General features: G+C 58.8%; 21 protein-coding genes and 1 riboswitch. Of the genes, 13 read left to right on the plus strand and 8 right to left on the minus strand.

The window, feature by feature from the left end; translation table 11 throughout:
* Window positions 1-149: 149 nt before the first annotated feature.
* The 5 genes from ACQZ6D_RS02000 to hflX all read left to right on the plus strand — a co-directional run bounded on the left by ACQZ6D_RS02000 (window position 150) and on the right by hflX (window position 7,152).
* Window positions 150-2,411, plus strand: a complete 2,262-nt coding sequence (locus tag ACQZ6D_RS02000) for a sensor histidine kinase NtrY-like (RefSeq protein WP_003512916.1) — start codon at window positions 150-152, stop codon at window positions 2,409-2,411.
* Entirely contained in the window at window positions 2,401-3,765 is a 1,365-nt protein-coding gene (ntrX, locus tag ACQZ6D_RS02005; RefSeq protein WP_448729592.1) for a nitrogen assimilation response regulator NtrX, read from the plus strand. Before ACQZ6D_RS02000 ends, ntrX begins: the two co-directional genes overlap by 11 nt.
* Before the next feature lie 50 nt (window positions 3,766-3,815).
* A complete protein-coding gene (gene trkA, locus ACQZ6D_RS02010) occupies window positions 3,816-5,192 on the plus strand; it encodes a Trk system potassium transporter TrkA (protein ID WP_003512920.1) in 1,377 nt (458 codons plus the stop codon).
* A gap of 184 nt (window positions 5,193-5,376) precedes the next feature.
* Complete coding sequence (hfq, locus tag ACQZ6D_RS02015) at window positions 5,377-5,619, plus strand: RNA chaperone Hfq (protein WP_003496145.1); 243 nt, start codon at window positions 5,377-5,379, stop codon at window positions 5,617-5,619.
* A gap of 165 nt (window positions 5,620-5,784) precedes the next feature.
* A complete protein-coding gene (hflX, locus tag ACQZ6D_RS02020) occupies window positions 5,785-7,152 on the plus strand; it encodes a GTPase HflX (protein ID WP_236761495.1) in 1,368 nt (455 codons plus the stop codon).
* A gap of 202 nt (window positions 7,153-7,354) precedes the next feature.
* On the opposite strand, the gene mazG is transcribed toward hflX, so the two are convergent.
* Both mazG and ACQZ6D_RS02030 read right to left on the minus strand, forming a co-directional pair.
* Window positions 7,355-8,200 (minus strand): nucleoside triphosphate pyrophosphohydrolase, encoded by an 846-nt coding sequence (mazG, locus tag ACQZ6D_RS02025; RefSeq protein ID WP_025593370.1) that lies wholly within the window; start codon window positions 8,198-8,200, stop codon window positions 7,355-7,357.
* 64 nt (window positions 8,201-8,264) lie between these two features.
* Window positions 8,265-8,852 (minus strand): deaminase, encoded by a 588-nt coding sequence (locus tag ACQZ6D_RS02030; RefSeq protein ID WP_065661048.1) that lies wholly within the window; start codon window positions 8,850-8,852, stop codon window positions 8,265-8,267.
* A 262-nt stretch (window positions 8,853-9,114) separates the two neighbouring features.
* Between ACQZ6D_RS02030 and cysG the strand changes: the two genes are divergently transcribed.
* From cysG to ACQZ6D_RS02055, 5 genes are all read left to right on the plus strand, one after another.
* Window positions 9,115-10,578, plus strand: coding sequence for a siroheme synthase CysG (cysG, locus tag ACQZ6D_RS02035; protein WP_065704609.1), 1,464 nt, complete (start codon window positions 9,115-9,117; stop codon window positions 10,576-10,578).
* Window positions 10,571-10,885: a DUF2849 domain-containing protein gene (locus ACQZ6D_RS02040; protein WP_003512933.1), complete on the plus strand. Its 315-nt coding sequence runs from the start codon at window positions 10,571-10,573 to the stop codon at window positions 10,883-10,885. The genes cysG and ACQZ6D_RS02040 overlap by 8 nt, the downstream gene beginning before the upstream one ends.
* Window positions 10,886-10,893: 8 nt before the next feature.
* Window positions 10,894-12,564: a nitrite/sulfite reductase gene (locus ACQZ6D_RS02045; protein ID WP_003512935.1), complete on the plus strand. Its 1,671-nt coding sequence runs from the start codon at window positions 10,894-10,896 to the stop codon at window positions 12,562-12,564.
* Between the two features lie 10 nt (window positions 12,565-12,574).
* Window positions 12,575-13,081: a DUF934 domain-containing protein gene (locus ACQZ6D_RS02050; protein ID WP_038492802.1), complete on the plus strand. Its 507-nt coding sequence runs from the start codon at window positions 12,575-12,577 to the stop codon at window positions 13,079-13,081.
* Between the two features lie 146 nt (window positions 13,082-13,227).
* The gene (locus ACQZ6D_RS02055; protein ID WP_003512938.1) at window positions 13,228-14,040 is read left to right on the plus strand and encodes a ferredoxin--NADP reductase; all 813 of its coding nucleotides are present in this window, start codon (window positions 13,228-13,230) and stop codon (window positions 14,038-14,040) included.
* Window positions 14,041-14,100: 60 nt separating this feature from the next.
* Here ACQZ6D_RS02055 and ACQZ6D_RS02060 read toward each other — a convergent pair whose 3' ends face one another.
* Window positions 14,101-15,441 (minus strand): MFS transporter, encoded by a 1,341-nt coding sequence (locus tag ACQZ6D_RS02060; protein WP_029658762.1) that lies wholly within the window; start codon window positions 15,439-15,441, stop codon window positions 14,101-14,103.
* Between the two features lie 133 nt (window positions 15,442-15,574).
* Here ACQZ6D_RS02060 and ACQZ6D_RS02065 point away from each other — a divergent pair, with 133 nt between their 5' ends.
* Window positions 15,575-16,078 (plus strand): hypothetical protein, encoded by a 504-nt coding sequence (locus ACQZ6D_RS02065; protein ID WP_013636046.1) that lies wholly within the window; start codon window positions 15,575-15,577, stop codon window positions 16,076-16,078.
* A 46-nt stretch (window positions 16,079-16,124) separates the two neighbouring features.
* Here the strand turns inward: ACQZ6D_RS02065 and ACQZ6D_RS02070 are convergent, their stop codons facing one another.
* The 5 genes from ACQZ6D_RS02070 to ACQZ6D_RS02090 form a co-directional block, all read right to left on the minus strand.
* Window positions 16,125-16,928, minus strand: a complete 804-nt coding sequence (locus ACQZ6D_RS02070) for an endonuclease/exonuclease/phosphatase family protein (protein ID WP_065704606.1) — start codon at window positions 16,926-16,928, stop codon at window positions 16,125-16,127.
* Window positions 16,929-17,087: 159 nt separating this feature from the next.
* Entirely contained in the window at window positions 17,088-19,952 is a 2,865-nt protein-coding gene (gcvP, locus tag ACQZ6D_RS02075; protein ID WP_003512945.1) for an aminomethyl-transferring glycine dehydrogenase, read from the minus strand.
* A complete protein-coding gene (gene gcvH, locus ACQZ6D_RS02080; RefSeq protein ID WP_003512948.1) occupies window positions 19,952-20,314 on the minus strand; it encodes a glycine cleavage system protein GcvH in 363 nt (120 codons plus the stop codon). The genes gcvP and gcvH overlap by 1 nt, the downstream gene beginning before the upstream one ends.
* Before the next feature lie 28 nt (window positions 20,315-20,342).
* Window positions 20,343-21,482, minus strand: coding sequence for a glycine cleavage system aminomethyltransferase GcvT (gene gcvT / locus ACQZ6D_RS02085; protein ID WP_111783086.1), 1,140 nt, complete (start codon window positions 21,480-21,482; stop codon window positions 20,343-20,345).
* A gap of 154 nt (window positions 21,483-21,636) precedes the next feature.
* Window positions 21,637-21,724, minus strand: a riboswitch (glycine riboswitch).
* A 124-nt stretch (window positions 21,725-21,848) separates the two neighbouring features.
* The gene (locus ACQZ6D_RS02090) at window positions 21,849-22,034 is read right to left on the minus strand and encodes a DUF3008 family protein (protein WP_003496099.1); all 186 of its coding nucleotides are present in this window, start codon (window positions 22,032-22,034) and stop codon (window positions 21,849-21,851) included.
* Between the two features lie 173 nt (window positions 22,035-22,207).
* On the opposite strand from ACQZ6D_RS02090, the gene ACQZ6D_RS02095 reads away from it, so the two are divergent.
* Together ACQZ6D_RS02095 and ACQZ6D_RS02100 are read left to right on the plus strand one after the other, a co-directional pair.
* The gene (locus tag ACQZ6D_RS02095; protein WP_111783085.1) at window positions 22,208-22,588 is read left to right on the plus strand and encodes a hypothetical protein; all 381 of its coding nucleotides are present in this window, start codon (window positions 22,208-22,210) and stop codon (window positions 22,586-22,588) included.
* An 88-nt stretch (window positions 22,589-22,676) separates the two neighbouring features.
* Window positions 22,677-23,660, plus strand: coding sequence for a copper chaperone PCu(A)C (locus ACQZ6D_RS02100; protein WP_113157665.1), 984 nt, complete (start codon window positions 22,677-22,679; stop codon window positions 23,658-23,660).
* The last annotated feature ends 9 nt before the right edge of the window (window positions 23,661-23,669 follow it).

The raw sequence follows: 23,669 nt of genomic DNA on the forward strand, positions 1-23,669 counted from the left end.
GAATGTTGACAAGGCCGCGGTTGTCGTTGCATTTTCGCCACATTGTGTTGCTTGGAAAACACTAGGATGGAGAGAGATTCGCCGGCACGAGGCGGATTCGCCCATTTTCATGAATGTGGTGCTGGCTAGCCAGCGATTGGGAGAAATGCATGCGGAAACCCGCCGCCGAAAAAGCCGTTGCCGAAGACGCAGCGGGAATGGTGGTAGCCGATCGCAGGATGTCTTTCGCTCTGCCGGGGCTGGTGCTTGCCGGTGTCGCCCTTGTTTGCGCCATACTGACACTTTTCGTGCTTCTGGGCGTAACACCGATTGCGCCGACATCGAATGTCGTCATCGCCTCGGTCGTCATCAATTCGGTCTTTGTGATCGGACTGATCTTTCTCATCGGTCGGGAAATCAACCGCCTGCTGAAAGCGCGGAAAAAGGGCAGGGCGGCGGCACGATTGCATGTGCGCATCGTCGTGCTGTTTTCCATCGTTGCGATTACACCGGCCGTTCTTGTCGCCATCTTCGCCAGTCTGACGCTGAATGTCGGTCTCGACCGCTGGTTTGCGCTACGTACCCAGTCGATCGTCGATTCCTCCAGCAATATCGCCCAGGCCTATATGATGGAGAATGCCGGTTATCTTCAGGGACAGACCCTGTCGATGGCCACCGACCTCGACCGCAATCGCGCGCTCTTTTATCTCGACCGCACCGGCTTCGTCGATCTCATGACCCGTCAGGCCAAGGGCCGTGGTCTTCTCGGCGCATTCCTGGTGCAGGAAGACGGCGACGCCGTCGCGCAAGCCGATATCAAGACGGAAAAGCCGCTTCCGGCCATTCCGCACGATGCGCTTGAAAAGGCCGCCGCTGGTCAGCCAACCCTTATTCCGCCTGGCATCACCAATCTCGTCGGCGCCATCATCAAGCTCGAGGGCATCAGCGGTACGTTTCTTTATACCGTGCGTGCCGTCGATCCCAAGGTGATGGGCGCGATGCGGCTGATGGAAGAGAACCGCGCCGAATACAAGGCGATGGAGGCCGGCCGTGCGCCGTTGCAGATTGCGTTTGCAATCCTTTATCTCGGTTTCGCGCTGATCGTGCTTCTGGCGGCGATCTGGACCGCGATTGCGGTGGCCGACCGTATCGTGCGTCCTATCCGTCTCCTCATCAGCGCCGCAGACAGTGTCGCCACCGGAAACATGCATGTGCTGGTTCCCGTTCGCGCCATCGATGGCGACGTTGGCCGCCTGTCGCGCACCTTCAACAAGATGGTCTCGGAACTGCGCAGCCAACAGGAACAGATCATTGAAGCGAAAGACGACATCGATGATCGCCGCCGCTTCATCGAGGCCGTGTTGTCGGGCGTTACCGCCGCCGTTATCGGCATTGATGAAAACCGCAGGATCACCATCGTCAATCCTTCGGCTGAAGAATTCGTGGCGCTTTCCTCCGACCAGCTTATCGGTGCGCAACTATCTGATATCGCGCCTGAAATCGAAGAGGTCGTGACCGAGGCCAACACCTGGTCGCGCGGCAATTTCCGCAAGCAGATCAACATCATGCGGCGCGGCACGGAACGGACGCTCAATGTGCAGGTGACCCGTGAGGATGCGCGCGACAGCCGCGACAGCTACGTCATCACGCTCGACGATATCACCGATCTCGTCATTGCCCAGCGCTCGACCGCCTGGTCCGACGTCGCGCGGCGTATTGCGCATGAGATCAAGAATCCTCTGACACCTATCCAGCTTTCTGCCGAGCGCATCAAACGCCGCTTCGGCAAGCAGATCGACGAGAACGATCGCGCCATCTTTGACCAGTGTACGGACACCATCGTCCGGCAGGTTGGTGACATCGGCCGGATGGTGGATGAATTCTCGGCCTTTGCGCGCATGCCGAAGCCCACGAAGGAAAAGTCGGACCTGCGTTCGATCTTGAAGGACGCGGCATTCCTGCGCGAAATAAGCGCCGCAGACACGAAATTCTCGACGGAATTTGGCGATGTCCCGCTGGAGGGCATGTTCGATGCCCGCATGCTGGGACAGGCGTTCGGCAATCTCATCAAGAATGCAACGGAAGCGATCGAAGCGGTGGAAGGCGAAAAGCGGCCAGGTAAAATCCTGGTGCGCGCATCCTTCGACGAGGCCAATTCGCGGTTCGTGGCTGACATCATCGACAATGGCAGAGGCTTGCCCGTCGAGAACCGTCACCGCATTCTCGAACCCTATATGACGATGCGGGACAAGGGTACGGGCCTCGGCCTCGCCATCGTCAAGAAAATCATCGAAGAGCATGGCGGGTATCTGGAACTCCACGATGCCCCGCCGGAGTTCGACCATGGCCACGGTGCCATGATCAGAGTGCTGCTGCCCTATATCGAGGCGGTCGGCGGCAAAAATAACAAGGAAGCAGCATATGGCGTCTGATATTCTGGTCGTGGATGACGAGGCGGACATTCGCGAAATCGTAGCGGGTATTCTTTCCGATGAAGGCCACGAGACGCGCATGGCGTTCGACAGCGACAGCGCGCTGGCCGCCATTTCCGAACGCGTTCCGCGTCTCATCTTTCTCGACATCTGGATGCAGGGGTCGAAGCTCGACGGTCTGGCCCTGCTGGACGAGATCAAGAGCCGCCATCCCGATATCCCTGTTGTGATGATTTCCGGTCACGGCAACATCGAAACCGCCGTCAACGCCATCAAGCGCGGCGCGTTCGATTTCATTGAGAAGCCGTTCAAGGCAGACCGCCTGATCCTGATTGCCGAACGCGCGCTGGAGAACTCCAAGCTGAAGCGGGAGGTGCAGGAACTCAAGAAGCGCACTGGCGATGCGGTTGAACTCGTCGGCGCGTCGCTTGCGGTTTCCCAACTTCGCCAGACCATTGACCGCGTGGCGCCCACCAACAGCCGCATCATGATTCTCGGCCCCTCCGGTTCCGGAAAGGAGCTGGTGGCGCGCATGGTGCACAAGAAATCCTCGCGTGCTACAGGACCTTTCGTTGCGCTGAACGCTGCGACCATCACGCCGGACCGCATGGAAATCGCCTTGTTCGGCACGGAAGGCCTGCCCGGGCAGCCGCGCAAGGTGGGCGCTCTGGAAGAGGCCCATCGCGGTGTTCTCTATCTCGATGAAGTCGGCGAGATGCCGCGCGAAACGCAGAACAAGATCCTGCGCGTGCTGGTCGATCAGCAGTTCGAGCGTGTCGGTGGCGGCAAGCGGGTAAAGGTGGATGTGCGCATCATCTCCTCAACCGCCCATCACCTCGAAGGCCTGATCGCCGAAGGCCAGTTCCGCGAAGATCTCTACCATCGCCTCGCCGTGGTGCCGGTGAAGGTGCCGGCGCTGTCCGAGCGGCGTGAGGATATTCCTTTCCTCGTAGACATGTTCATGCGGCAGATTTCCGAACAGGCCGGCATCCGCCCGCGCAAGATCGGCGATGACGCCATGGCCGTTCTCCAGACGCATGACTGGCCGGGTAACATTCGCCAGCTCCGCAACAATATCGAGCGGCTGATGATTCTGGCACGCCCCGAAGGCGGTGAGGCACCAATCTCGGCAGACATGTTGCCGGCGGATATTGGCGACATGCTGCCGAAGATTTCGGCGCAAGGCGATCAGCACATCATGACCCTGCCGCTGCGCGAAGCACGTGAAATGTTCGAGCGGGACTATCTGGTCGCCCAGATCAACCGCTTCGGCGGCAATATTTCACGAACGGCGGAATTTGTCGGCATGGAAAGATCGGCACTGCATCGCAAACTGAAATCTCTCGGCGTATAAGAGACGAAGGCCCAAGTCGTCGTAATCGATTATTCCGTCAGAGAGACAGCATGAAAGTCATCATTTGCGGCGCAGGGCAGGTGGGTTACGGCATTGCCGAACAACTGTCGCGCGAGGATAATGAGGTATCGGTCATCGATACCTCCGCGACCCTCATTACCGCCATTACAGAGACGCTGGATGTGCGCGGTTATGTCGGCCATGGCGCCCATCCCGACATGCTGGCAAAGGCGGGTGCGGACCAGGCCGACATGATCATCGCCGTGACCCTGCATGACGAGATCAATATCGTCGCCTGCGAGGTTGCGCATGCGCTGTTCAGCGTTCCGACCAAGATCGCCCGCATCCGCGACCAAAGCTATCTGAAACCGGAATATGCCGATCTGTTCAGCCGCGAAAACATGTCGATCGACGTGACGATTTCGCCTGAAGTCGAAGTCGGCAAGATGGTACTCAGGCGCATCGCCTTTCCGGGTGCCACCGATGTCGTGCGTTTCGCCGACGACACGGTCTTCATGCTGGCAATCGAGTGCATGGAGGACTGCCCGGTCATCAATACGCCGCTCCAGCAGCTTTCCAACCTCTTTCCGGACCTTATCGCAACCGTGGTGGGTGTCTACCGGAACGGCATCCTCAAGGTCGCGCACTCCTCCGAGCAGCTGCGCGTCGGCGACCTCGCTTATGTCATCTGTCAGCGCCAGCACGCACGCCGCACCCTTGGCCTCTTCGGCCATGAGGAGCAGGAGGCGCAGCGCATCGTCATTGCGGGCGCCGGCAATATTGGCCACTTCGTCGCGCAGAAGATCGAGGAGTTGCAGCCTAAGACGCGGGTAAAGATCATCGAGGCGGATCGCGACAGGGCTATTGCCGCATCGGAACAGCTCAGCAACACCATTGTCATGCATGGTTCGGCGCTGGACCAGAAGATTTTGCTGCAGGCCGATATTCAGGATGCGGATCTGATCGTGACGCTGACCAACAGCGATCAGACCAATATACTGGCGGCGGTGATGGCCAAGCAGCTCGGCTGCAAATCCAACCTTGCATTGTTGAACAGCTCGTCCTTTCACGAGGTTGCGGATTCACTCGGTCTCGACGCCTATATTAATCCCCGGGCCGTTACCATTTCGCGCGTTCTCCAGCATGTGCGCAAGGGCCGTATCCGGTCGGTTTATGCCGTTCAGCGCGGCTCGGCGGAGGTAATCGAGGCAGAGGCGCTGGAGACTTCGCCGCTGGTCGGCCAGTCCTTCCGTGACATCGATATGCCTGATGGCGTGCGCATCGGCGCGATCTATCGCGACGGTGTGGTGATCCGCCCGGACGGCAGCACGAAGATCAAGGCGAAGGACCGCGTCGTGCTGTTTGCATCTGCCGATGCGGTGCGCGACGTGGAACAGCTTTTCCGGGTTTCGATACAATATTTCTGACTGTTTCGAATCGAAAAAGCAGGTCAATACTCGTACTCATTCGGCTGTTTTCGCCGTTGCGGAACAGGACACGATTTGATACCAGAGTTGCAGGTCGGCCAAGCGGGGGACTAGACTCGGCCGGCTTATTATTGATTGATTATTTTCCGGTATCCCTGCCGGCAAAAAAGAAAGAAGCGGCGCCATGGCGGAACGTTCTCAAAACCTTCAGGATCTTTTCCTCAATACCGTTCGTAAGCAAAAGATTTCGCTCACGATTTTCCTGATCAACGGCGTCAAGCTGACGGGCGTTGTCACTTCCTTCGATAATTTCTGCGTGCTTCTGCGCCGTGACGGTCACTCGCAGCTTGTTTACAAGCATGCGATCTCCACCATCATGCCCGGCCAGCCGATGCAGATGTTCGAGAGCGAAGAAGGCGCAGCCTGATCAGGCTCCCTCAACGGTATCTTCGATATAAGCTGACCTGAACCGGGAACATTTCCGGTTCAATCAGGTTAATCCACATAGTCGTCCGCACGGATGCGGTCGGCTGCAAATTCATTTCTTGATAAGGCTGAACCCATTACGACGCGCGACACCTCGAACGAATCGATGATCCCCGAACAGGAAAAGCACCGCGACGACATGCGTGCGGTGGTCATCGTGCCTGTCCTCAAGCAGCAGCGCGAAAGCCGTGATGCGGTGGCGGGTCCGGTTTCTCCTGTACGGTCTGTTGAGGCCAAGCTTGAGGAAGCAAAGGGGCTGGCGCTCGCCATTGATCTTGAGGTGACGCAAGGTCTTGTCGTGCCGGTCAACCAGCCGCGTCCGGCGACTTTGTTTGGAACCGGCAAGATCGAGGAAATCGGCCATCTTCTGGATGAAACCAATTCCGGTCTGGTGATCGTCGATCATCCTTTGACCCCGGTGCAGCAGCGCAATCTTGAAAAGCAGTGGAATGCCAAGGTCATCGACAGGACGGGCCTGATCCTCGAAATCTTCGGCCGCCGTGCCTCCACCAAGGAAGGCACGTTGCAGGTCGATCTTGCGCATCTGAACTATCAGAAGGGCCGCCTCGTCAGAAGCTGGACCCACCTTGAACGCCAGCGCGGTGGCGCGGGCTTCATGGGCGGTCCGGGTGAAACGCAGATCGAGGCCGACCGTCGGCTGCTGCAGGATCGCATCGTCAAGCTCGAGCGCGAGCTGGAGCAGGTCGTGCGCACCCGCCAGCTTCACCGCGCCAAGCGCCGAAAGGTGCCGCATCCGATCGTGGCGCTGGTCGGTTATACCAATGCCGGCAAGTCCACCCTGTTCAATCGTATTACCGGCGCTGGCGTTCTGGCGGAAGACATGCTGTTCGCAACGCTCGATCCAACCTTGCGCCGCATGAAGCTGCCGCATGGCCGCACGGTTATCCTGTCCGATACCGTCGGTTTCATCTCCGATCTGCCGACACATCTCGTCGCCGCTTTCCGCGCAACGCTGGAAGAGGTGCTGGAAGCCGATCTTATTTTGCACGTGCGCGACATGTCCGATCCGGATAATGCCGCCCAGTCGGCCGATGTGCTGCGCATTCTTGGCGATCTCGGCATCGACGAAAAGGAAGCCGAAAAGCGCATCATCGAGGTCTGGAACAAGGTCGATCGTCTCGAACCCGAAGCGCATGACGCCATCATTGAACGTGCCGAGGGCCGCTCCGATATTCGTGCCGTTTCGGCGGTCACGGGCGAGGGCGTCGATGCCCTGATGGACGAGATTTCCGGCCGTCTGTCAGGTGTCCTGACGGAAACGACTGTAGTCCTCTCCGTCGAGCAATTGCCGCTGATCTCATGGGTCTATAGCAACTCCATCGTGGATAGCCGCGAAGACAATGAGGACGGTTCGGTTTCCCTTGATGTACGCCTGTCGGAAGCGCAGGCCACCGAGCTGGAACGGAAGCTTGGAAAGGCAACCATCCGCGAGCGGGAAGACTGGGAGCAGTAAGCGCTCCGAGAACGATTGCGGTATGTTCCCTTATACTCAACGTCATCCTTGGGCTTGTCCCAAGGATCTAGACACACAAGATACAATCAGGACGTCGCATATGCTCGGGGCAGGCCCGAGCGTGACGCAGGAGAGGTTCTAGGTTTTCGTCACCACTGTCGAAAGCACCGGGCGCTCTGAGTTTTTCAGCATATCCGGGTGATCAGGACGAAATCATATCCAGCGAGCGTTCTATGCGTTTTGCCGCCTGCCACAGGTCTTCCATTCTCTCAAGGCTCGCTTCCTGAAGCGTTTCGCCATTTTCGGTGAGCGACGTCTCGATGTGATTGAAACGTCTGCGGAATTTCGTATTGGTGCCGCGCAGCGCGTCTTCCGGATCGGCTTTGACATGGCGGCCGATATTGACCAGCGCGAAGATGAGATCGCCAAGTTCATCAGAGACCTTCTCCGGCTTTCCCTCCGCCAGCGCTTCACGCAGTTCGGCGATTTCCTCCTCGATCTTGTCGAGAATGGGGGCTGGATCCGACCAATCGAAACCGACGCGCGCAGCCTGTTCCTGCAACTTGAGAGCCTCGGTCAGAGCCGGCTGGCTACGCTGCACACCGCCTAAAAAGCCGGCCTTGAAATCCTCGGTGATACCGCGGCGGGCGCGCCGTTCCGCGCGCTCGCGCTTTTCCTCGGCTTTAATCTGGTCCCATTGCAGCTTGACGCTGTCAGGCGTATTGGCGGCGGAAACGGCAAAGACGTGCGGATGGCGGCGGATCATTTTGGACGTCACGGCCTCAACCACGTCGCCAAAGGCGAATTCGCCCCGTTCCTCGGCGATGCGGGCATGGAAAACCACCTGCAGCAAGAGGTCGCCCAGTTCTTCGCAAAGATCGTCCATATCCTTGCGCTCGATGGCGTCGGCAACCTCATAAGCCTCTTCGATGGTGTAAGGCTTGATCGTCTCGAAGGTCTGGACGACATCCCAGGGGCAGCCGGTTTCCGGCTGGCGCAGGGCTTCCATGATCTCGATCAGGCGGGAAATATCCTTCGAGGCTTCCATAGTCTTTCAAACCTTCGTTCTTTATTTTCATACATATCCAGGCGGAAAACCGTCTAGAAATGCTCTAGTTCAGCGGAATATCGTTGCCGCTCTTCGATGACTGATAGCTGGTGGAAAGCTCGTCATAGGCAGCCTTGATGCGGGCCGTCTGCGCCTTCAGCTCGGTCTTCAGCGGATCGTCTTCGCTCTCCACCAGATCGGCAATGAAGAAAGAGTTCCAGAAGGCGTTGCTGCGGCGGTACCCGCCCGGCTCCAGCCCGAAAACTTCCTTGAGGATTTTCAGGTCGTGCGGAATGGCGAAAGCGTCGCGCGAATCCTCGTGGCTGAAAAAGGAGTAGAAATTGTCGAAGCCGGCCCAGGTGATGGCGGACATGCACATGGTGCAGGGTTCATGGGTGGAAAGGAAAATCAATTCCTTGGTGTTCGGCTTCTCACCCAGCTCGTAAAACCGCTTCAGCGCGTGCACTTCACCATGCCAGAGCGGGTTTTCCAACTCGTTATTCGTCTCTGCGATCACCAGCGACAGATCGGATTTACGCAGGATCGCCGCACCGAAAACCTTGTTGCCGAGGCTGACGCCGCGCGCCGTCAGGGGCAGGATATCTTGTTCGATAACATCGAGAAGACGGGCGGCAATTGTCGAGCTGGTCAAGGGTCTGATCCTTCGTACCGCCTCAGGGCGAAGCGGTTTTTGCATGGAGATATCGACGAAAATAGTCCCTTCTTGTTCGGCGCGAGGGCCTGGTTTGTCAAGGGATTCTCATGGGATTTAGAGGCGTTCGACAGGGTTGATAAAGGTGCGCCGGTTAGTTTTCCTCAAAAACAGGGGTGTTCGAGAAATAAAAATCCAGGTGTCGGAAAGGCTTGAATTTCTGTTTCTTCAATCTTGCGCCGCAATGCGGGATAAATGCCCGATGCACAAGGAACACGATTTTTCCGCTTCTGGCGATCGCCTTTCGACCTTCCCCGCGTTCTTCCGGGTTGAAGGACGGCGGGTCGCTGTTTTCGGCAATGGTGACGAGGCCTTTGCGAAGGTAAGGCTGCTTGCCAATACCAATGCACATATCATTGCTTATGCCGACCAGCCGGAAGCGGATTTTGCGCGCTATATCAGCGAAAACGGCATCGATCATCGGGCCATGGGTTTCGCAAGCCAGTTGATTGAAGGCGCAACGCTGGTTTTTGCCGCCACTGGAGACGAGGCACTGGACCGTGAGATCGTTTTGGCTGCGCGCGCCAAGAAAATCCCTGCCAATGCGGTGGATCAGCCGGAGTTCTGCGATTTCTTCACGCCGGCACTCGTCGCCCGCGCACCCGTCGCCATCGCCATTGGCACCGAAGGCGCAGGCCCGGTTCTTGCCCAGATGATCCGTGCACGCATCGACCAGATGCTGTCTCCGTCGCTGGGCAAGCTTGCGCGCCTCGCCGTGCAATATCGTGACGCCGCCGAGCAGAATGTTCCCAAGGGCGCGTTGCGGCGCAATTTCTGGCGCCGGTTCTTTTCCGGTGCTGTCGCAGATGCCGTCGCTCTCGGCGATACATCATCCGCCCGCCATGCCGCTGACCGTTTGCTGCAATCGCCCGAGCGCAGCGAAGGCCGCGTCTGGCTTGTGGGCGCTGGTCCCGGTGCCGAAGATTTGCTGACGCTGCGCGCGCAGCGCGTGCTGATGGAAGCGGATGTGATCGTCTACGATGCGCTAGTGCCGCAGGCAATCGTTGACATGGGGCGCCGCGACGCCGAGCGGCTGTCCGTCGGCAAACGCAAGGGCTGCCACAGCAAGTCGCAGGATGAGATCAACCGCCTGCTGGTGCGTCTTGGTAAAGACGGCAAGCGCGTCGTGCGCCTCAAATCCGGTGATCCGCTGGTCTATGGCCGGGCGGGAGAGGAGATGGCGGCGCTGCGCGATGCCGGTATAGGTTACGAGATCGTTCCGGGCATTACCTCCGCCTTCGCCGCTGCTGCGGATTTCGAATTGCCCTTGACGCTGCGCGGTGTCGCTTCGTCGCTGATTTTCACCACCGGCCACGATCTGACCGGCGATGTCCTGCCGGATTGGGCGCGGCTTGCCGTCTCCGGCGCTACCATTGCTGTCTATATGGGCCGCAGCGTTGCCGCGTCGGTCGCGACGAGGCTGATAGAGGCAGGTCTCGGCGTGGAAACGACCGTAGCCGTCATCGAAAATGCCAGCCGCGCGGATCGCCGCCTGCTGCATGGCACTTTGAACGATCTGCCCGACCTCGAACATCGCGACGAACTGACCGGTCCGGTCATGGTCATCATCGGCGATGCGGTGGCGGGCGCCAATTTTGACAGGTCCGAGGCGCTCGCGCTTGTTGCGCGGCCAGCGAACCTTAAAAGGGAGTATGCAAATGGCTGACAAGGTTTTGACCGCCAACCGCCTGGGCGATGGGATCGCTGTATGGCTCGATGCCAATGGCGAATGGACGGAGAACCTGCAGGACGCAATCGTCGCCCGCCACGCAGAGGCCGTCGCTTCGTTCGAGGAAATCGGCAAGCGGGATTTTTCCGCCAACAAGGTCGTTGACGTGAATGTCATCGACGTGGTGGAGGAGAATGGCAAGCTTTGGCCGACGCGGCTTCGTGAGCGCATTCGCGCCGCTGGCCCGACCATGCACTATGCCAACGGCTTCAAGCCGGCCGATGCAGCATTCATCGCAGTCTGAGGAAGAATATGTACCGTTACGACGAGTTCGATCACGCATTTGTTGAAGGCCGCGTGGCACAGTTTCGCGATCAGGTCGAGCGCCGCTTGTCCGGCGAGCTTGCCGAGGACGCGTTCAAGCCGCTGCGCCTTATGAACGGTGTCTATCTCCAGCTCCACGCCTATATGCTGCGCGTCGCCATTCCCTACGGCACGCTGAATTCGCAGCAGATGCGGATGCTGGCCCATATCGCCCGCAAATATGACCGGGGTTACGGCCACTTCACAACCCGCCAGAACATTCAGTACAACTGGCCGCGCCTGTCCGACACGCCCGATATACTCTCCGAACTGGCAAGCGTGGAAATGCATGCGCTGCAGACCTCGGGTAACTGCATTCGCAACGTGACCGCCGACCATTTCGCGGGCGCCGCCGCAGACGAGGTCGCCGATCCGCGTCCTTATGCGGAAATCCTGCGTCAATGGTCTTCCGTGCATCCGGAGTTCTCGTTCCTGCCGCGCAAGTTCAAGATCGCTGTAACGGGCGCCGAGCGCGACCGCGCCGCGATTCAGGTTCACGATATCGGCCTGCATCTGAAAAAGAACGACAAGGGCGAGATCGGTTTTGCCGTCTATGTCGGCGGCGGGCAGGGCCGTACGCCGATGATCGCCAAGAAGATCCGCGACTTCCTGCCGGAAGAAGACCTGCTGTCCTATACCACGGCCGTCATGCGCGTTTACAACCTGCACGGCCGCCGCGACAACAAGTACAAGGCGCGTATCAAGATCCTCGTGCATGAAACCGGCGCAGAAGAACTGGCCCGCCAGGTCGAGGTTGAATTCGCGGAGCTGAAAAACACGGAATTGAAGCTGCCGGATGCCGACATTGCGGCCATTACCGCCTATTTCGCACCGCCAGCACTTAAGGACCGTCCTGAAGGCTGGGAGAGCCTGGCGCGCTGGAAGCGGGCGGATGAGGGTTTTGCCCGTTTTGTCGAGCAGAACGTCCAGCCGCATAAGCATCCGGACTACGGCATGGTGACGATTTCCCTGAAGCCGATTGGCGGCATTCCCGGCGATGCGACCGACGAGCAGATGGAACTCGTCGCCGATATCGCCGCCGAATACGCGTTTGACGAAATCCGCATCAGCCACGAGCAGAACATCATCCTGCCGCATGTGGCACTGGCCGATCTCGAGCCGGTCTATCGCGCACTTGTAGGAGCCGGACTGGCGACTGCCAATGCCGGGTTGATCACCGATATCATTGCCTGTCCCGGGCTGGACTATTGCGCGCTTGCCAATGCGCGCTCCATTCCGGTGGCGCAGGAAATCTCTACCCGTTTTGGCGCGCCGGAACGTCAGGCGGAAATCGGCGAGCTTAAGATCAAGATTTCCGGCTGCATCAATGCCTGCGGCCATCACCATGTCGGCCATATCGGCCTTCTGGGTGTTGAGAAGAAGGGGGCGGAACTCTACCAGATCACGCTTGGCGGATCGGGTGATGAAAACACGTCGATTGGTGAGATCATTGGCCGTGGTTTCGAGCCGGAAAAAGTGACCGACGCGGTGGAAACCATCGTCGACACCTATCTGGGCTTGCGTCTTTCGAAGGAAGAAACCTTCCTCGAAGCCTATCGCCGCGTTGGACCGCAGCCGTTCAAGGATGCGCTCTACGGTTCCGCCGCTGAAGCCGCCTGAGGAGATTGCCATGACGAAAATCTGGAACCGCGACGGCTTCGTGGAAAATGATCCCTGGGTGATCGAAACGGAAGAAGTGAAGGCAACTGCCGAGCAGAAACCGGTGCTGTCGCTTGCTGATTTCCTTGTCCGTGCGGCTGAAAGCAATGATGTCGGCCTCGGCGTTCTGATTGCGCCTGCCGACGATGTCACCCGGCTCGAGCCCTATCTCGACCGTATCGACCTTGTCGCCGTCAGCTTCCCGGCCTTCAATGACGGGCGGGGTTTCAGCCATGCCTCGTTGCTGCGCAGCCGTCTTGATTTTGCCGGCGAGGTGAGGGCGGTTGGCGATGTTTTGATCGACCAGGTGCCGCTGATGCTGCGCACCGGCTTCACCAGCTTTGCGGTGACGAACGAGACGGCGATCCGCCGCCTGTCCGAAAATCGCCTGCCGGAAATCCCGGTCTATTACCAGCCGACGGCCCTTCCGGCCAACGGTGGAGAGGCCTATAGCTGGCGCCGCCGTGCGGCCCAATGACGCGTTGCGCGGAAATATGAGTTTTATATGCATATTTTCTGCGCGCATGGCAGTATTGATATTCTCATGCCTTCAAACCGCGGCAAAAATGGTATAATTGCCCGGTCGAAGAATGTCGCTTATCGAATGAATGGACGGAACCTGAAATGAACGCGCCAGCCAAGACGGAAGATTTCGCGATCAAGATACCTGATGGTGTTTACGCCGAGACAGTTTTGTCGGTGGAGCACTATACGGATCACCTGTTCCGTTTCCGCATGACGCGTCCGGCCGGCTTCCGCTTCCGTTCCGGCGAATTCGCCATGATCGGCCTGATGGTCGGCGAAAAGCCGATCTACCGCGCTTATTCCATCGCCAGCCCTGCTTGGGACGAGGAACTTGAATTCTTCTCGATCAAGGTTCCGGATGGCCCGCTGACCTCGCATCTTCAGGCGATCAAGCCCGGCGATACCGTGCTTATGCGCAAGAAGCCGACAGGCACTCTGGTTCTGGATGCGCTGACACCAGGCAGACGGCTCTATATGTTCTCGACCGGCACCGGCATTGCACCTTTCGCAAGCCTGATCCGCGATCCCGAGACCTATGAAAAGTTTGAAGAGGTCATCCTCACCCATACCTGCCGCGATGTGGCCGAACTGAAATACGGTTTCGATCTGGTCGAGGAAATCAGGAACCATGAATTCCTGAACGAGATCGTCGGCGACAAGCTCAAGCATTATGCGACTGTCACGCGCGAGGATTATCCCTTCAAGGGCCGCATCACCTCGCTGATTGAGAACGGCAAGCTGTTTGCGGATCTGGGTGTTCCCGCACTCGATCCCGCGATCGATCGCGGCATGATCTGCGGTTCTTCGGCCATGCTGAAGGACACGAAGGAGCTTCTTGAAAAGGCCGGGCTTAACGAGGGTGCGAACAACAAGCCTGCCGAGTTCGTCATCGAGCGCGCTTTCGTCGGATAACCGACATTTGCGCAAGTTGGATGAAGGAGGCCCCGAGGCCTCCTTTTTTATTTGTACGGTTTACTGAGGCAGCGCTTCGTCGGCCTGCTTCGGGGCGATCTCGTTTCGGTAGATGAAGAAGAGAGCGATGGCGATGGCCGATATCCCGCCGCCGACCAAGTGCGAAAGGGCGTAACCGCCTTTGGTGACCAGCCAGCCGGCAACGACGTTGCTGAGGGACGCACCAATGCCCTGCACCATCATGACGCTTGCAAGGCCGACATTGAACCGGCCTGTTCCCTTGAGAATGCGTTCGGCGGCCACAGGCGTCACGATGCCCAGAAGGCCGGCACCGATACCGTCAAGCAACTGTACCGGAAAGATTACCCAGAAATCGGTGAAGGCGGAAGCCAGCAGACCGCGGATCGGCAGGGCCGCAAGCGCGATCAGGAACACCGTCGCAAGACCGAAGCGACGGATCAGCCACGGCGCCAGGGCCGCAACGAAGATCATGGCAAATTGCGCGACGCCAGTAATGATCGCTGTCGTGCGGAATGGTGTCTGCAGTTCGATGGCAAAATTCTGCGCGATAAGCCGCCCCATCGGCGCGTTGCCGAAGTGGAAGATAAGAAGAATGATCGCGAGGAATATCAGACCGCGTTCGTGAAGCAGCACGTTGATGCCTGAAGGCCCCGGTTCGCCCTTGTCCTCGCCAAGGCCTCGCGCCACCTTGTGGTCGATCCTGTCGGGGTCGATGGCGGCGGCGGCAACAAGTGCGCCGGCAGCCGTCAGAAGCATCAGTCCGATGACGCCATGCAGGCCGAAGAAGGAAACGGCAACGTAAGTGGCGAAGAGCGATGCGAAATTGCCGCCATGGTTCCAGAATTCGTTTCGCGATATCTGACGGGAGAACAGGCGTTCACCGACCAGACCAAGCGTCAGTCCGGCCAGAGCCGGTCCAACGACGGCGCCGACAACCGCAGTCATGATCTGGCCGGTCCAGACGATCCACGCATCGGGAAAGATCAGCGTAATCAGCGCGCCGACGGTGACGAGAACGACGGGGATGGCAATCAACGTTCTTTTCCACGTCGTGCCGTCCACCAACGCGCCGCAGAGCGGTGTGGCAAGCAGACCGACAAGGCCACCGACCGTGGCAATCATCCCCAGCGAAAGCGATGACCAGCCCTGTGTCGCCAAAAATGCGTCCAGGAACGGCCCTAGCCCGTCGCGGGCATCGGCCAGAAAGAAATTAAGCGCCGCAAGGGCAAAAAGCGTGCGGTCTGACATACCACCGCTGCGAGGCAGACCGCCGGAGGGGAGGCTGCCGCGCGGTGCCAAAACGCCGATCGTCGTCATGAAATATGCTCCGAAAAATATGCGGTAGGTGATCAGAAATTGATCGACGCTGGCGAGAAACATCTATGCCTGCATTTGGTTGCATCGGCACGATAGAAACATGAGCCTCTCGAATTTTTTGACAGTTGCTAAATAAACCGGAGGAACGTTTGACGGTGCAAGCGAGTTAGTCTTCGTGAAAAATTGGATACGCGCCATGAAAACGACGGCTATCACGAGTTTATTTTTTGCAGGGCTGCTCGGTGTGCAGCCGGCATTAGCGGACGAACGCGAATTCCTCTCGTCGCTGAAAGGCACATGGGCGGGTAAGGGAACCGTGATCACCCGCATTGGCACGCCGCCAATCAACGTCAATTGTACGCTGAATTCCAAAGCGGGGACCTCGTCGCTCAATATGTCCGGCACATGCCGTGGCCTTCTAGTGGTCAGGCGCGCAATTGCAGCCGACCTGTCGGAGAAAGGTGGACGTTACAGCGGCGCTTACACCGGACCCTCCGGCCGACCGTCTGCCCTTTCCGGTACGCGGCAGGGAAATGCAATCAATCTGACGGTTCGCTGGAACCGCGACATCAACGGCGACCGCGTCGCAGCCATGACAATCGAAAAAGTCGGGCAAAACGGCCTGCGGCTTCGCACCACCGACAAGGACGGCAGGACCGGCAAGACGGTGGTGACGAGCGATATCCGGCTCGTGCGCTGACCAAACTGTGAGATGAAGACAACGACCGATAAGGCGGCTTAAGCCTCTAGCTGAATTCGAGCAGCAAGGGGCAATGATCCGAGACTTCTGGCTGTCTCACCACATCGAAATGATCGACCTGCACAACTGGGTTGACCAGCATGTAATCTGCAAAACGGTTTTGTTTGGCATAATGCGAGGTGCGCGTGTCTGTGAAACCACGTGTCGTGACGAGTTCGATGAGATCCAGTTCCTTCAATACCGTGAAGGTGTCGCTCTCAGGCAGAACATTAAAATCGCCGCACACGATGATCCGGTCACCATCCTCCGCGATGTCTTTGACGAGTTTCACGAGGCGTTTTGCCTGCATCAGACGGGCGGGAATATCGTGTTTACCGTTGGGGTCACGCAGCCCATGCATATGGGCGATGACGGCTGGCTGGCCGGTCGTGAAGTCGAAAACCCTGACAGCATGGCCCGTGCGCGAACGCGGGTGATCTCCGTATCCATTCGCAGAAAAGCAGCCGTGCACAAAACCTTGAGCCTGCGCAACAATCGCGATGGATTTACGCACGAAAGTCGCCAGCCCCCATTGAGAGGGATATCGTGTCTCCCCGTGCCAGAGGTCCCCCTGTGACGCCGGGCAAAAGATTGCCAGATGATCGGGTAGGGCTTCTTCGACATCGCGAAGAAAGTTCGCCCTTTGCGGCAGATCCCTACCGTCATCGCGATAGCTCAGCCAGTCCTCTTCGGCTGCCGGTGTATGCACCACTTCCTGCAAACATAGAATGTCGGGATCGGACGCGGAGATATAGGGAACAAGCTCGTCATGGAGCTTTCCGCCCCAACCATTCAGGCAAATCAAACGCATTCAAACTCCATCACCGCTTAAATTGCAGCATCCGGTTTAGCATGGAACGGGTTACGATCAATCGCATGTGACGTGGTCGCCCGGTCTTGGGGCTTGTGTCCGGAACGAAAAAGGCCCGGATCGCTCCGGGCCTTCATAAGTTCGTTCGTACCGATGCCTTTATTCGGCGGCCTCGGCATAAGCCTCCATCGGCGGGCAGGTGCAGATGAGGTTGCGGTCGCCATAGACATTGTCAATGCGGTTTACCGGCGACCAGTATTTGTCGATGCGGAAGGCGCCGGGCGGGAAGCAACCCTGTTCGCGGCTGTAGGGACGATCCCACTCGCCGACGAGATCTTCCACCGTGTGCGGCGCGTTCTTCAGCGGATTGTTGGTCTTGTCCGCACGGCCTTCCTCGATGTCGCGGGCTTCCTCGCGGATCGCCAGCATGGCATCGCAGAAACGGTCGATTTCCGCTTTGGTCTCGGATTCCGTTGGCTCGATCATCAGCGTGCCGGCAACCGGCCAGCTCATGGTCGGCGCATGGAAACCGCAGTCGACGAGGCGCTTTGCAACGTCGTCCACCGTCACGCCGCAACTGTCTGCCAGCGGGCGGGTGTCGATGATGCACTCATGCGCCACACGTCCCGTTTCGGACTTGTAGAGCACGTCGTAAGCGCCCTTCAGCCGTTCGGCGATGTAGTTGGCGTTGAGGATCGCAACCTTGGTCGCCTGCGTCAGCCCTTCGCCGCCCATCATCAGGCAGTAGCTCCAGGAAATCGGCAGGATCGACGGCGAGCCGAAGGGGGCAGCCGAAACCGCACCTTCACGACCGTCCGTCGTCGGATGGCCGGGAAGATAGGGAGCAAGATGCGCCTTGACGCCGATCGGCCCCATGCCCGGACCGCCGCCGCCATGCGGGATGCAGAAGGTCTTGTGCAGGTTGAGGTGGCTGACGTCGGAACCGATATCGCCGGGACGGGCAAGACCGACCATGGCGTTCATGTTGGCGCCGTCGAGATAGACCTGACCACCGTGTTTATGGGTGATCTCGCAAATCTCGCGAACCGTCTCCTCAAACACGCCATGGGTGGACGGATAGGTGATCATGCAGCACGAGAGGTTTTCCGCATACTGCTCTGCTTTTGCTCGAAAATCGTCGATATCGATGTCGCCATTTTCCCGCACTTTCACCGGCACCACTTTCATGCCAACCATCTGCGCGGACGCTGGATTGGTGCCATGCGCCGAGGTTGGAATGAGGCAAACGTCGCGATGTGCACCGCCATTGGCGATGTGGTAGTTGCGGATGGTCAGGAGCCCCGCATATTCACCCTGCGCGCCGGAATTCGGCTGCATGGAGAAGGCGTCGTAACCGGTGACCGAGCACAGCTTTTCCGAGAGGTCATCGATCATTTCCTTGTAGCCGAGCGCCTGATTGGCCGGCACGAAGGGATGGATGTCGGAAAATTCCGGCCACGTTATGGGCAGCATTTCCGCAGTTGCGTTCAGTTTCATGGTGCAGGAACCGAGCGGGATCATCGAGCGGTCGAGCGCGAGATCACGGTCCGAAAGACGGCGGATGTAACGGGTCATCTCGCTTTCGGCACGGTTCATGTGGAAGATCGGATGCGTCATGTACTGGCTGGTGCGCAGCAGTTCCTTCGGCAGGCGATATTCCAACTCGAAATCCGAGATCGAGAAATTGCCGCCGAATGCGCGCCAGACCGCCTCAAGCGTCGCGGGACGCGTGCGCTCGTCAAGGCTCATGCCGATCTTGGTCGCGCCGACCTTGCGCAGGTTCACACCTTCCGCAACGGCCGAGCGCAGGATGACGCCCTGCATATGGCCGACTTCGACGGTGATGGTGTCGAAGAAGGTTTCCGGCTCGATGACGTAGCCAAGCTTCTCCAAGCCCTTGGCCATCAAAACGGCTTTCTGGTGGGTCTGCTGGGCAATCGCCTTGATGCCCTGCGGGCCATGGAAGACGCCATACATCGACGCCATGACTGCAAGCAGCACCTGCGCGGTGCAGATGTTGGAGGTAGCCTTCTCGCGGCGGATATGCTGCTCGCGGGTCTGCAGCGACAGACGATAGGCGCGATTGCCGCGCGCATCGACTGAGACGCCGACCAGACGGCCAGGCATGGAGCGCTTATGTGCATCCTTGACGGACATGTAAGCCGCATGCGGACCACCATAGCCGACCGGAACGCCGAAACGCTGCGAGGTGCCGATGGCGATATCCGCACCCATTTCACCGGGTGACTTCAACAGCGTCAGCGCCAGAAGATCGGCGGCAACGGCAGCGATGGCACCCGTCTGGTGCAGGCGGGAAATCAGGCCCGAGAAATCGCTGACATGACCGTGGGTGCCCGGATACTGGAAGATCGCGCCGAACACGTCGACAGGATCGAGATCGGTAAAGGGATTACCAACGATCACCTTCCAGCCGAGTGGCGCCGCACGTGTCTCGATCAGCGCGATGGTCTGCGGATGGCAATTGGCATCGACGAAGAAGGCGGTTGCCTTGGACTTCGCGACGCGCTGGCACATCGCCATGGCTTCGGCAGCGGCGGTCGCTTCATCAAGCAGCGATGCATTGGCGACATCGAGGCCGGTCAGATCGCAGACCATGGTCTGGTAGTTCAGCAGCGCCTCAAGACGGCCCTGGCTGATTTCTGGCTGGTAAGGCGTATAGGCGGTGTACCAGGCCGGGTTTTCCAGAATGTTGCGCTGGATCACGGGCGGGGTGATTGTACCGTAATAGCCCTGGCCGATCAGCGAGGTCAGCACCTGGTTCTTGTTGGCCGTTTCGCGCAGGCGGTCGAGCGCCTCGCGTTCGGTCAGCGCTGCACCCCAGGTCAGCGGCACCTTCTGGCGGATGGAGGAGGGAACGGTGGCGTCGATCAGGGCATCGAGGCTCTTGTAGCCGATGACCTTCAGCATCTCCGCCATTTCCGACGGCGACGGCCCGATGTGACGCCGGTTGGCGAAATCATAGGGCTGATAGTCGGTGAAATGGAATTCCGTGGGCGTCGTCATTACGCGATCAGCTCCTTGTAGGCTGCCTCGTCGAGCAGCGTATCGGCATCCGCGGCGTTGGAGAGCTTCAGCTTGAAGAACCAGCCGGCACCCTGCGGATCGGAATTGACCAGCGAGGGATCGTCGACGATGGCCTGGTTGATTTCCACCACTTCGCCATCCAGCGGACAATAGACATCGGAAGCCGCCTTGACGGATTCAACGGTCGCCGCGTCGCCATTCTTGGAGAAGGTGGCGCCCACTTCCGGCAATTCGACGAAGACGAGGTCGCCAAGCTGTTCAGCGGCGTGGCTGGTAATGCCAACGGTGGCGATATCGCCTTCGAACTTCAGCCATTCGTGTTCTGCGGTAAATTTCAGCATCGTATTCTCTCCGGAGATGGGATGAAGATTATCGTTTGTAGGTAGGCTTGATGAAGGGCAGGGCAGCGACGGTGACGGGCAGATATTTGCCGCGCACTTCCGCAAAGATCGCCGTGCCGGGAGCAGTATGGGCCGCAGGGACGTAACCCATGGCAACGGGACCTTCGACCGACGGACCGAAGCCGCCGGAAGTCACTTCGCCGATTTCCGTCTTGCCTTCGGCATCCGCGAAAAGCTTGGAATGACCGCGCACCGGTGCCTTGCCCTCTGGCTTCAGGCCGACGCGACGACGCGATGTGCCGTCCTTGAGTTCACCGAGAATACGCTCTGCCCCAGGGAAACCGCCTTCGCGATCACCACCGGCGCGGCGCGCCTTCTGGATCGCCCATTCAAGCGAGGCTTCGATGGGGGAGGTCGTTGTATCGATATCGTTGCCGTAGAGACAAAGGCCAGCTTCAAGACGCAGGCTATCGCGCGCTCCAAGCCCGATCGGCTCGCAATCAGGGTGCTCAAGCAGGGCCTTGGCGATCTCTTCCGCCTTTTCGGCAGGCACGGAGATTTCAAAACCATCCTCGCCGGAATAACCGGAACGGGAAACGATGCAGGGAACGTCGTGCAGCGGAACTTCCAGCACGTCCATGAACTTCATTTCGGAAACACCGGCCCAAAGCTCGGCCAGAACCGCTTCCGCGCGTGGCCCCTGAAGCGCAATCAGCGCTCGATCATCGAGAAGGGTAATGTCGCAAGTGTCAGAAAGATGCGCCTTCATATGGGCGACATCAGCGTCCTTGCACGCCGCGTTGACGACGACGAAAAGGTGATCGCCACGATTCGTGATCATCAGATCATCGAGGATGCAGCCGTTTTCATCGGTGAAGAAACCGTAACGCTGGCGGCCTTCCTTTAGGCCGAGAATGTCAACCGGCACCAGTTTTTCAAGCGCGATTGCAGCGTCGGCATTGTTGCCCGACTTCGCCTTCACGATAACCTGGCCCATGTGGGACACGTCGAAGAGGCCAGCAGAGGTACGGGTCTGAAGATGTTCCTTCAGCACGCCCGCCGGATATTGTACCGGCATGTCGTAACCGGCGAAAGGCACCATGCGGGCGCCAAGGGAAACATGCAGGGAATGGAGCGGCGTGATTTTAAGCTCGGCGGTATCGTCCAAGGACGCCTCCAGGGTTGCGCGAAAGATCGCGCGGGCTCAGGTCATGACGCGAAAAACGCGCCGGGTTCAAGAGCCCCCTCTGTCCTTGTCGCCTGAGATTGTTATCCCTTCGGCGAGCCGTCCTTATGAAAGGTGGCTTCTCTCCAGAGTTCCGTCGTCACCGGTGGTCCTTTTGCCTGAGAGTTTCCGGGGCGGTTGCTCCTTCGGCACCGCAATGAAGCGGTTTCTCCCAACGATGATGCGAGGCTCATTATCTTCGAAGCCCGGTCATTGGCAAGGACGAAATGACGCATCTGAACAGATTTTTGCTCCATCTGCGCCATCGCTGGCTAGATACACGGCGAGTTCCATGCACGAAGCGTGCCGTCAGTCTGATTTTTTCTCCGGCAGACCCTTGCGCTTTGTCGACGCCAGTTCATCAAGTTCCTTTTCTGTCATGGACTTCTCCATGCTTTTTGAAGCACCTTGTAAACTGGATTTCTTGACTTCACCGCGTTTGGCGGCCAGCGCCGCACCTGCGGCTTTCTGCTGGGCTTTCGATTTGGCTGGCATGTCGGTACTCCTTCCGAAACGATCCGTATTGGAAAGGAAATGCCGCCCTGTATCGATTGTTCCTTTGAGCGATTGGGCCTGCGGCAAATTTCCCCTTTGAAATCGGAAGGAAAGAGGGGTATCGCCAGAAGATGGACGCAAATCGAAAACGACCGCTGACAAGGGTGGAGAAAATGCTTCGCATTTTCTGCGCGCTTTTGATGTTGTCGCTTGGTTTTGCCCACAAGCCCGCGCTCGCCGCGGCACCTGCCGTTCTTCTGGATGAGAGTTACCGGCTGCCGGACGGCACCTTTGCCGAAATCTGCCTTGGCCACAGCGGCGGGGTAAATGCCTCGCACCCCAATGACGGCCCCGCCCATTCAAGCGATGCGATCCTGTTTTGCGAGGCCTGCCTGCTGGCCTCGTCCATTCTCTTGCCGGTGCCCGATGCGGCCGGCTGGCTGAGGACGGAATTCGCCTGGCTCGACAATCGCCTGACCGCGGAATGGGGCTTTCACTCGGTCCAGACGATCCGCAAACCGTCCGCACGCGGCCCGCCATCCCTGTCCGCCTGACCTCTTCGTTTCACAGGATCATCGCCGCCGGGTGGCGGCACGGAGCAGCTGCCCGGGCCAATGGCGCCGCAGTCGCAAGGACAAACAAATGAAAACCACCAAGATCATCACCTGCACCCTGTTCGTCGCCTCCGTCTCCACGGCGCAGGCCTTGGCCCATACGACCTTCGTTGACGGTTCGGCCGAACAGGAAAGCACCATCGTTGCCGCACTTCAGGTGCCGCATGGCTGCGATGGCGGACTTGCCACCACAGAAGTGCAGATCAAGCTGCCGGAAGGCTTCATCACTGCCAAGCCGCAGCCCAAGGCCGGTTGGGACCTTGAGGTCATCAAGGGCGACTATCAGAAAGCCTACAAGAACCACGGAAAGGACATCAAAAGCGGCGCGGTCGAAATCCGCTGGAAGGGCGGCAATCTGCCGGATGAATTCTATGACACCTTTGCCGTTCAGGGAAAAATCTCCGGCATAGAGGCCGGGCAGGACCTTCCCTTCAAGGTAACGCAGCTTTGCGGCGACAAAGGCAAGGTTTCCTGGGACGAGGTGGCGGCCGCAGGCGTCGATCCGCATTCCTTGAAAAGCCCGGCGCCGACCATCCGCGTTACCGCAAAAGCCCATGCCGGCGGGCATGACCATTCCGCTATGGCCATGGATATGGACGTGGTGAAGGCTGGCAGTCTCGAGCTTTCGGCTGGCGCGACAAAGGCCATGCTGCCCGGTCAGCCTGTGGGCGGCGGTTATGTGACGATCAAGAATACCGGTTCCAGCGACGACAAGCTGATCGGCGTCGAATCCTCCGCCGCCGGCCGTGCGGAAATTCACGAAATGGCCATGGTCAACGACGTCATGAAGATGCGCAAGCTGGATGACGGCATCGTCATTCCCGCCGGCGAGACAGTGGAGCTGAAGCCCGGCGGCCTGCACATGATGTTCTTCAACGTGAAGAAGCCGTTCGCCGAAGGCGACAAGGTACCGGTGACGCTGATCTTTGAAAAGGCTGGCAAGGTCGAGATTGTGCTTTCCGCAGGCTCGGCCAAGGGTGGTGACGACAAGAACGCTCACCAGCACAACTGACGCAAAAAA

This window comes from Agrobacterium sp. 22-3639C2 (genome assembly GCF_053522105.1).

Excerpts from the sequence above, each read along its gene's own strand:
- ACQZ6D_RS02065 (WP_013636046.1), top strand. The coding sequence starts at position 15,575 with ATGAAAACGACGGCTATCACGAGTTTATTTTTTGCAGGGCTGCTCGGT.
- gcvP (WP_003512945.1), bottom strand. The coding sequence starts at position 19,952 with ATGACGACGCCCACGGAATTCCATTTCACCGACTATCAGCCCTATGAT.
- hflX (WP_236761495.1), top strand. The coding sequence starts at position 5,785 with ATGATCCCCGAACAGGAAAAGCACCGCGACGACATGCGTGCGGTGGTC.
- ACQZ6D_RS02070 (WP_065704606.1), bottom strand. The coding sequence starts at position 16,928 with ATGCGTTTGATTTGCCTGAATGGTTGGGGCGGAAAGCTCCATGACGAG.
- ACQZ6D_RS02045 (WP_003512935.1), top strand. The coding sequence starts at position 10,894 with ATGTACCGTTACGACGAGTTCGATCACGCATTTGTTGAAGGCCGCGTG.
- ACQZ6D_RS02060 (WP_029658762.1), bottom strand. The coding sequence starts at position 15,441 with ATGTTTCTCGCCAGCGTCGATCAATTTCTGATCACCTACCGCATATTT.
- ACQZ6D_RS02090 (WP_003496099.1), bottom strand. The coding sequence starts at position 22,034 with ATGCCAGCCAAATCGAAAGCCCAGCAGAAAGCCGCAGGTGCGGCGCTG.
- mazG (WP_025593370.1), bottom strand. The coding sequence starts at position 8,200 with ATGGAAGCCTCGAAGGATATTTCCCGCCTGATCGAGATCATGGAAGCC.
- ntrX (WP_448729592.1), top strand. The coding sequence starts at position 2,401 with ATGGCGTCTGATATTCTGGTCGTGGATGACGAGGCGGACATTCGCGAA.
- ACQZ6D_RS02100 (WP_113157665.1), top strand. The coding sequence starts at position 22,677 with ATGAAAACCACCAAGATCATCACCTGCACCCTGTTCGTCGCCTCCGTC.
- ACQZ6D_RS02000 (WP_003512916.1), top strand. The coding sequence starts at position 150 with ATGCGGAAACCCGCCGCCGAAAAAGCCGTTGCCGAAGACGCAGCGGGA.
- cysG (WP_065704609.1), top strand. The coding sequence starts at position 9,115 with ATGCACAAGGAACACGATTTTTCCGCTTCTGGCGATCGCCTTTCGACC.
- ACQZ6D_RS02055 (WP_003512938.1), top strand. The coding sequence starts at position 13,228 with ATGAACGCGCCAGCCAAGACGGAAGATTTCGCGATCAAGATACCTGAT.
- gcvH (WP_003512948.1), bottom strand. The coding sequence starts at position 20,314 with ATGCTGAAATTTACCGCAGAACACGAATGGCTGAAGTTCGAAGGCGAT.
- ACQZ6D_RS02040 (WP_003512933.1), top strand. The coding sequence starts at position 10,571 with ATGGCTGACAAGGTTTTGACCGCCAACCGCCTGGGCGATGGGATCGCT.
- ACQZ6D_RS02050 (WP_038492802.1), top strand. The coding sequence starts at position 12,575 with ATGACGAAAATCTGGAACCGCGACGGCTTCGTGGAAAATGATCCCTGG.
- ACQZ6D_RS02095 (WP_111783085.1), top strand. The coding sequence starts at position 22,208 with ATGCTTCGCATTTTCTGCGCGCTTTTGATGTTGTCGCTTGGTTTTGCC.
- hfq (WP_003496145.1), top strand. The coding sequence starts at position 5,377 with ATGGCGGAACGTTCTCAAAACCTTCAGGATCTTTTCCTCAATACCGTT.
- trkA (WP_003512920.1), top strand. The coding sequence starts at position 3,816 with ATGAAAGTCATCATTTGCGGCGCAGGGCAGGTGGGTTACGGCATTGCC.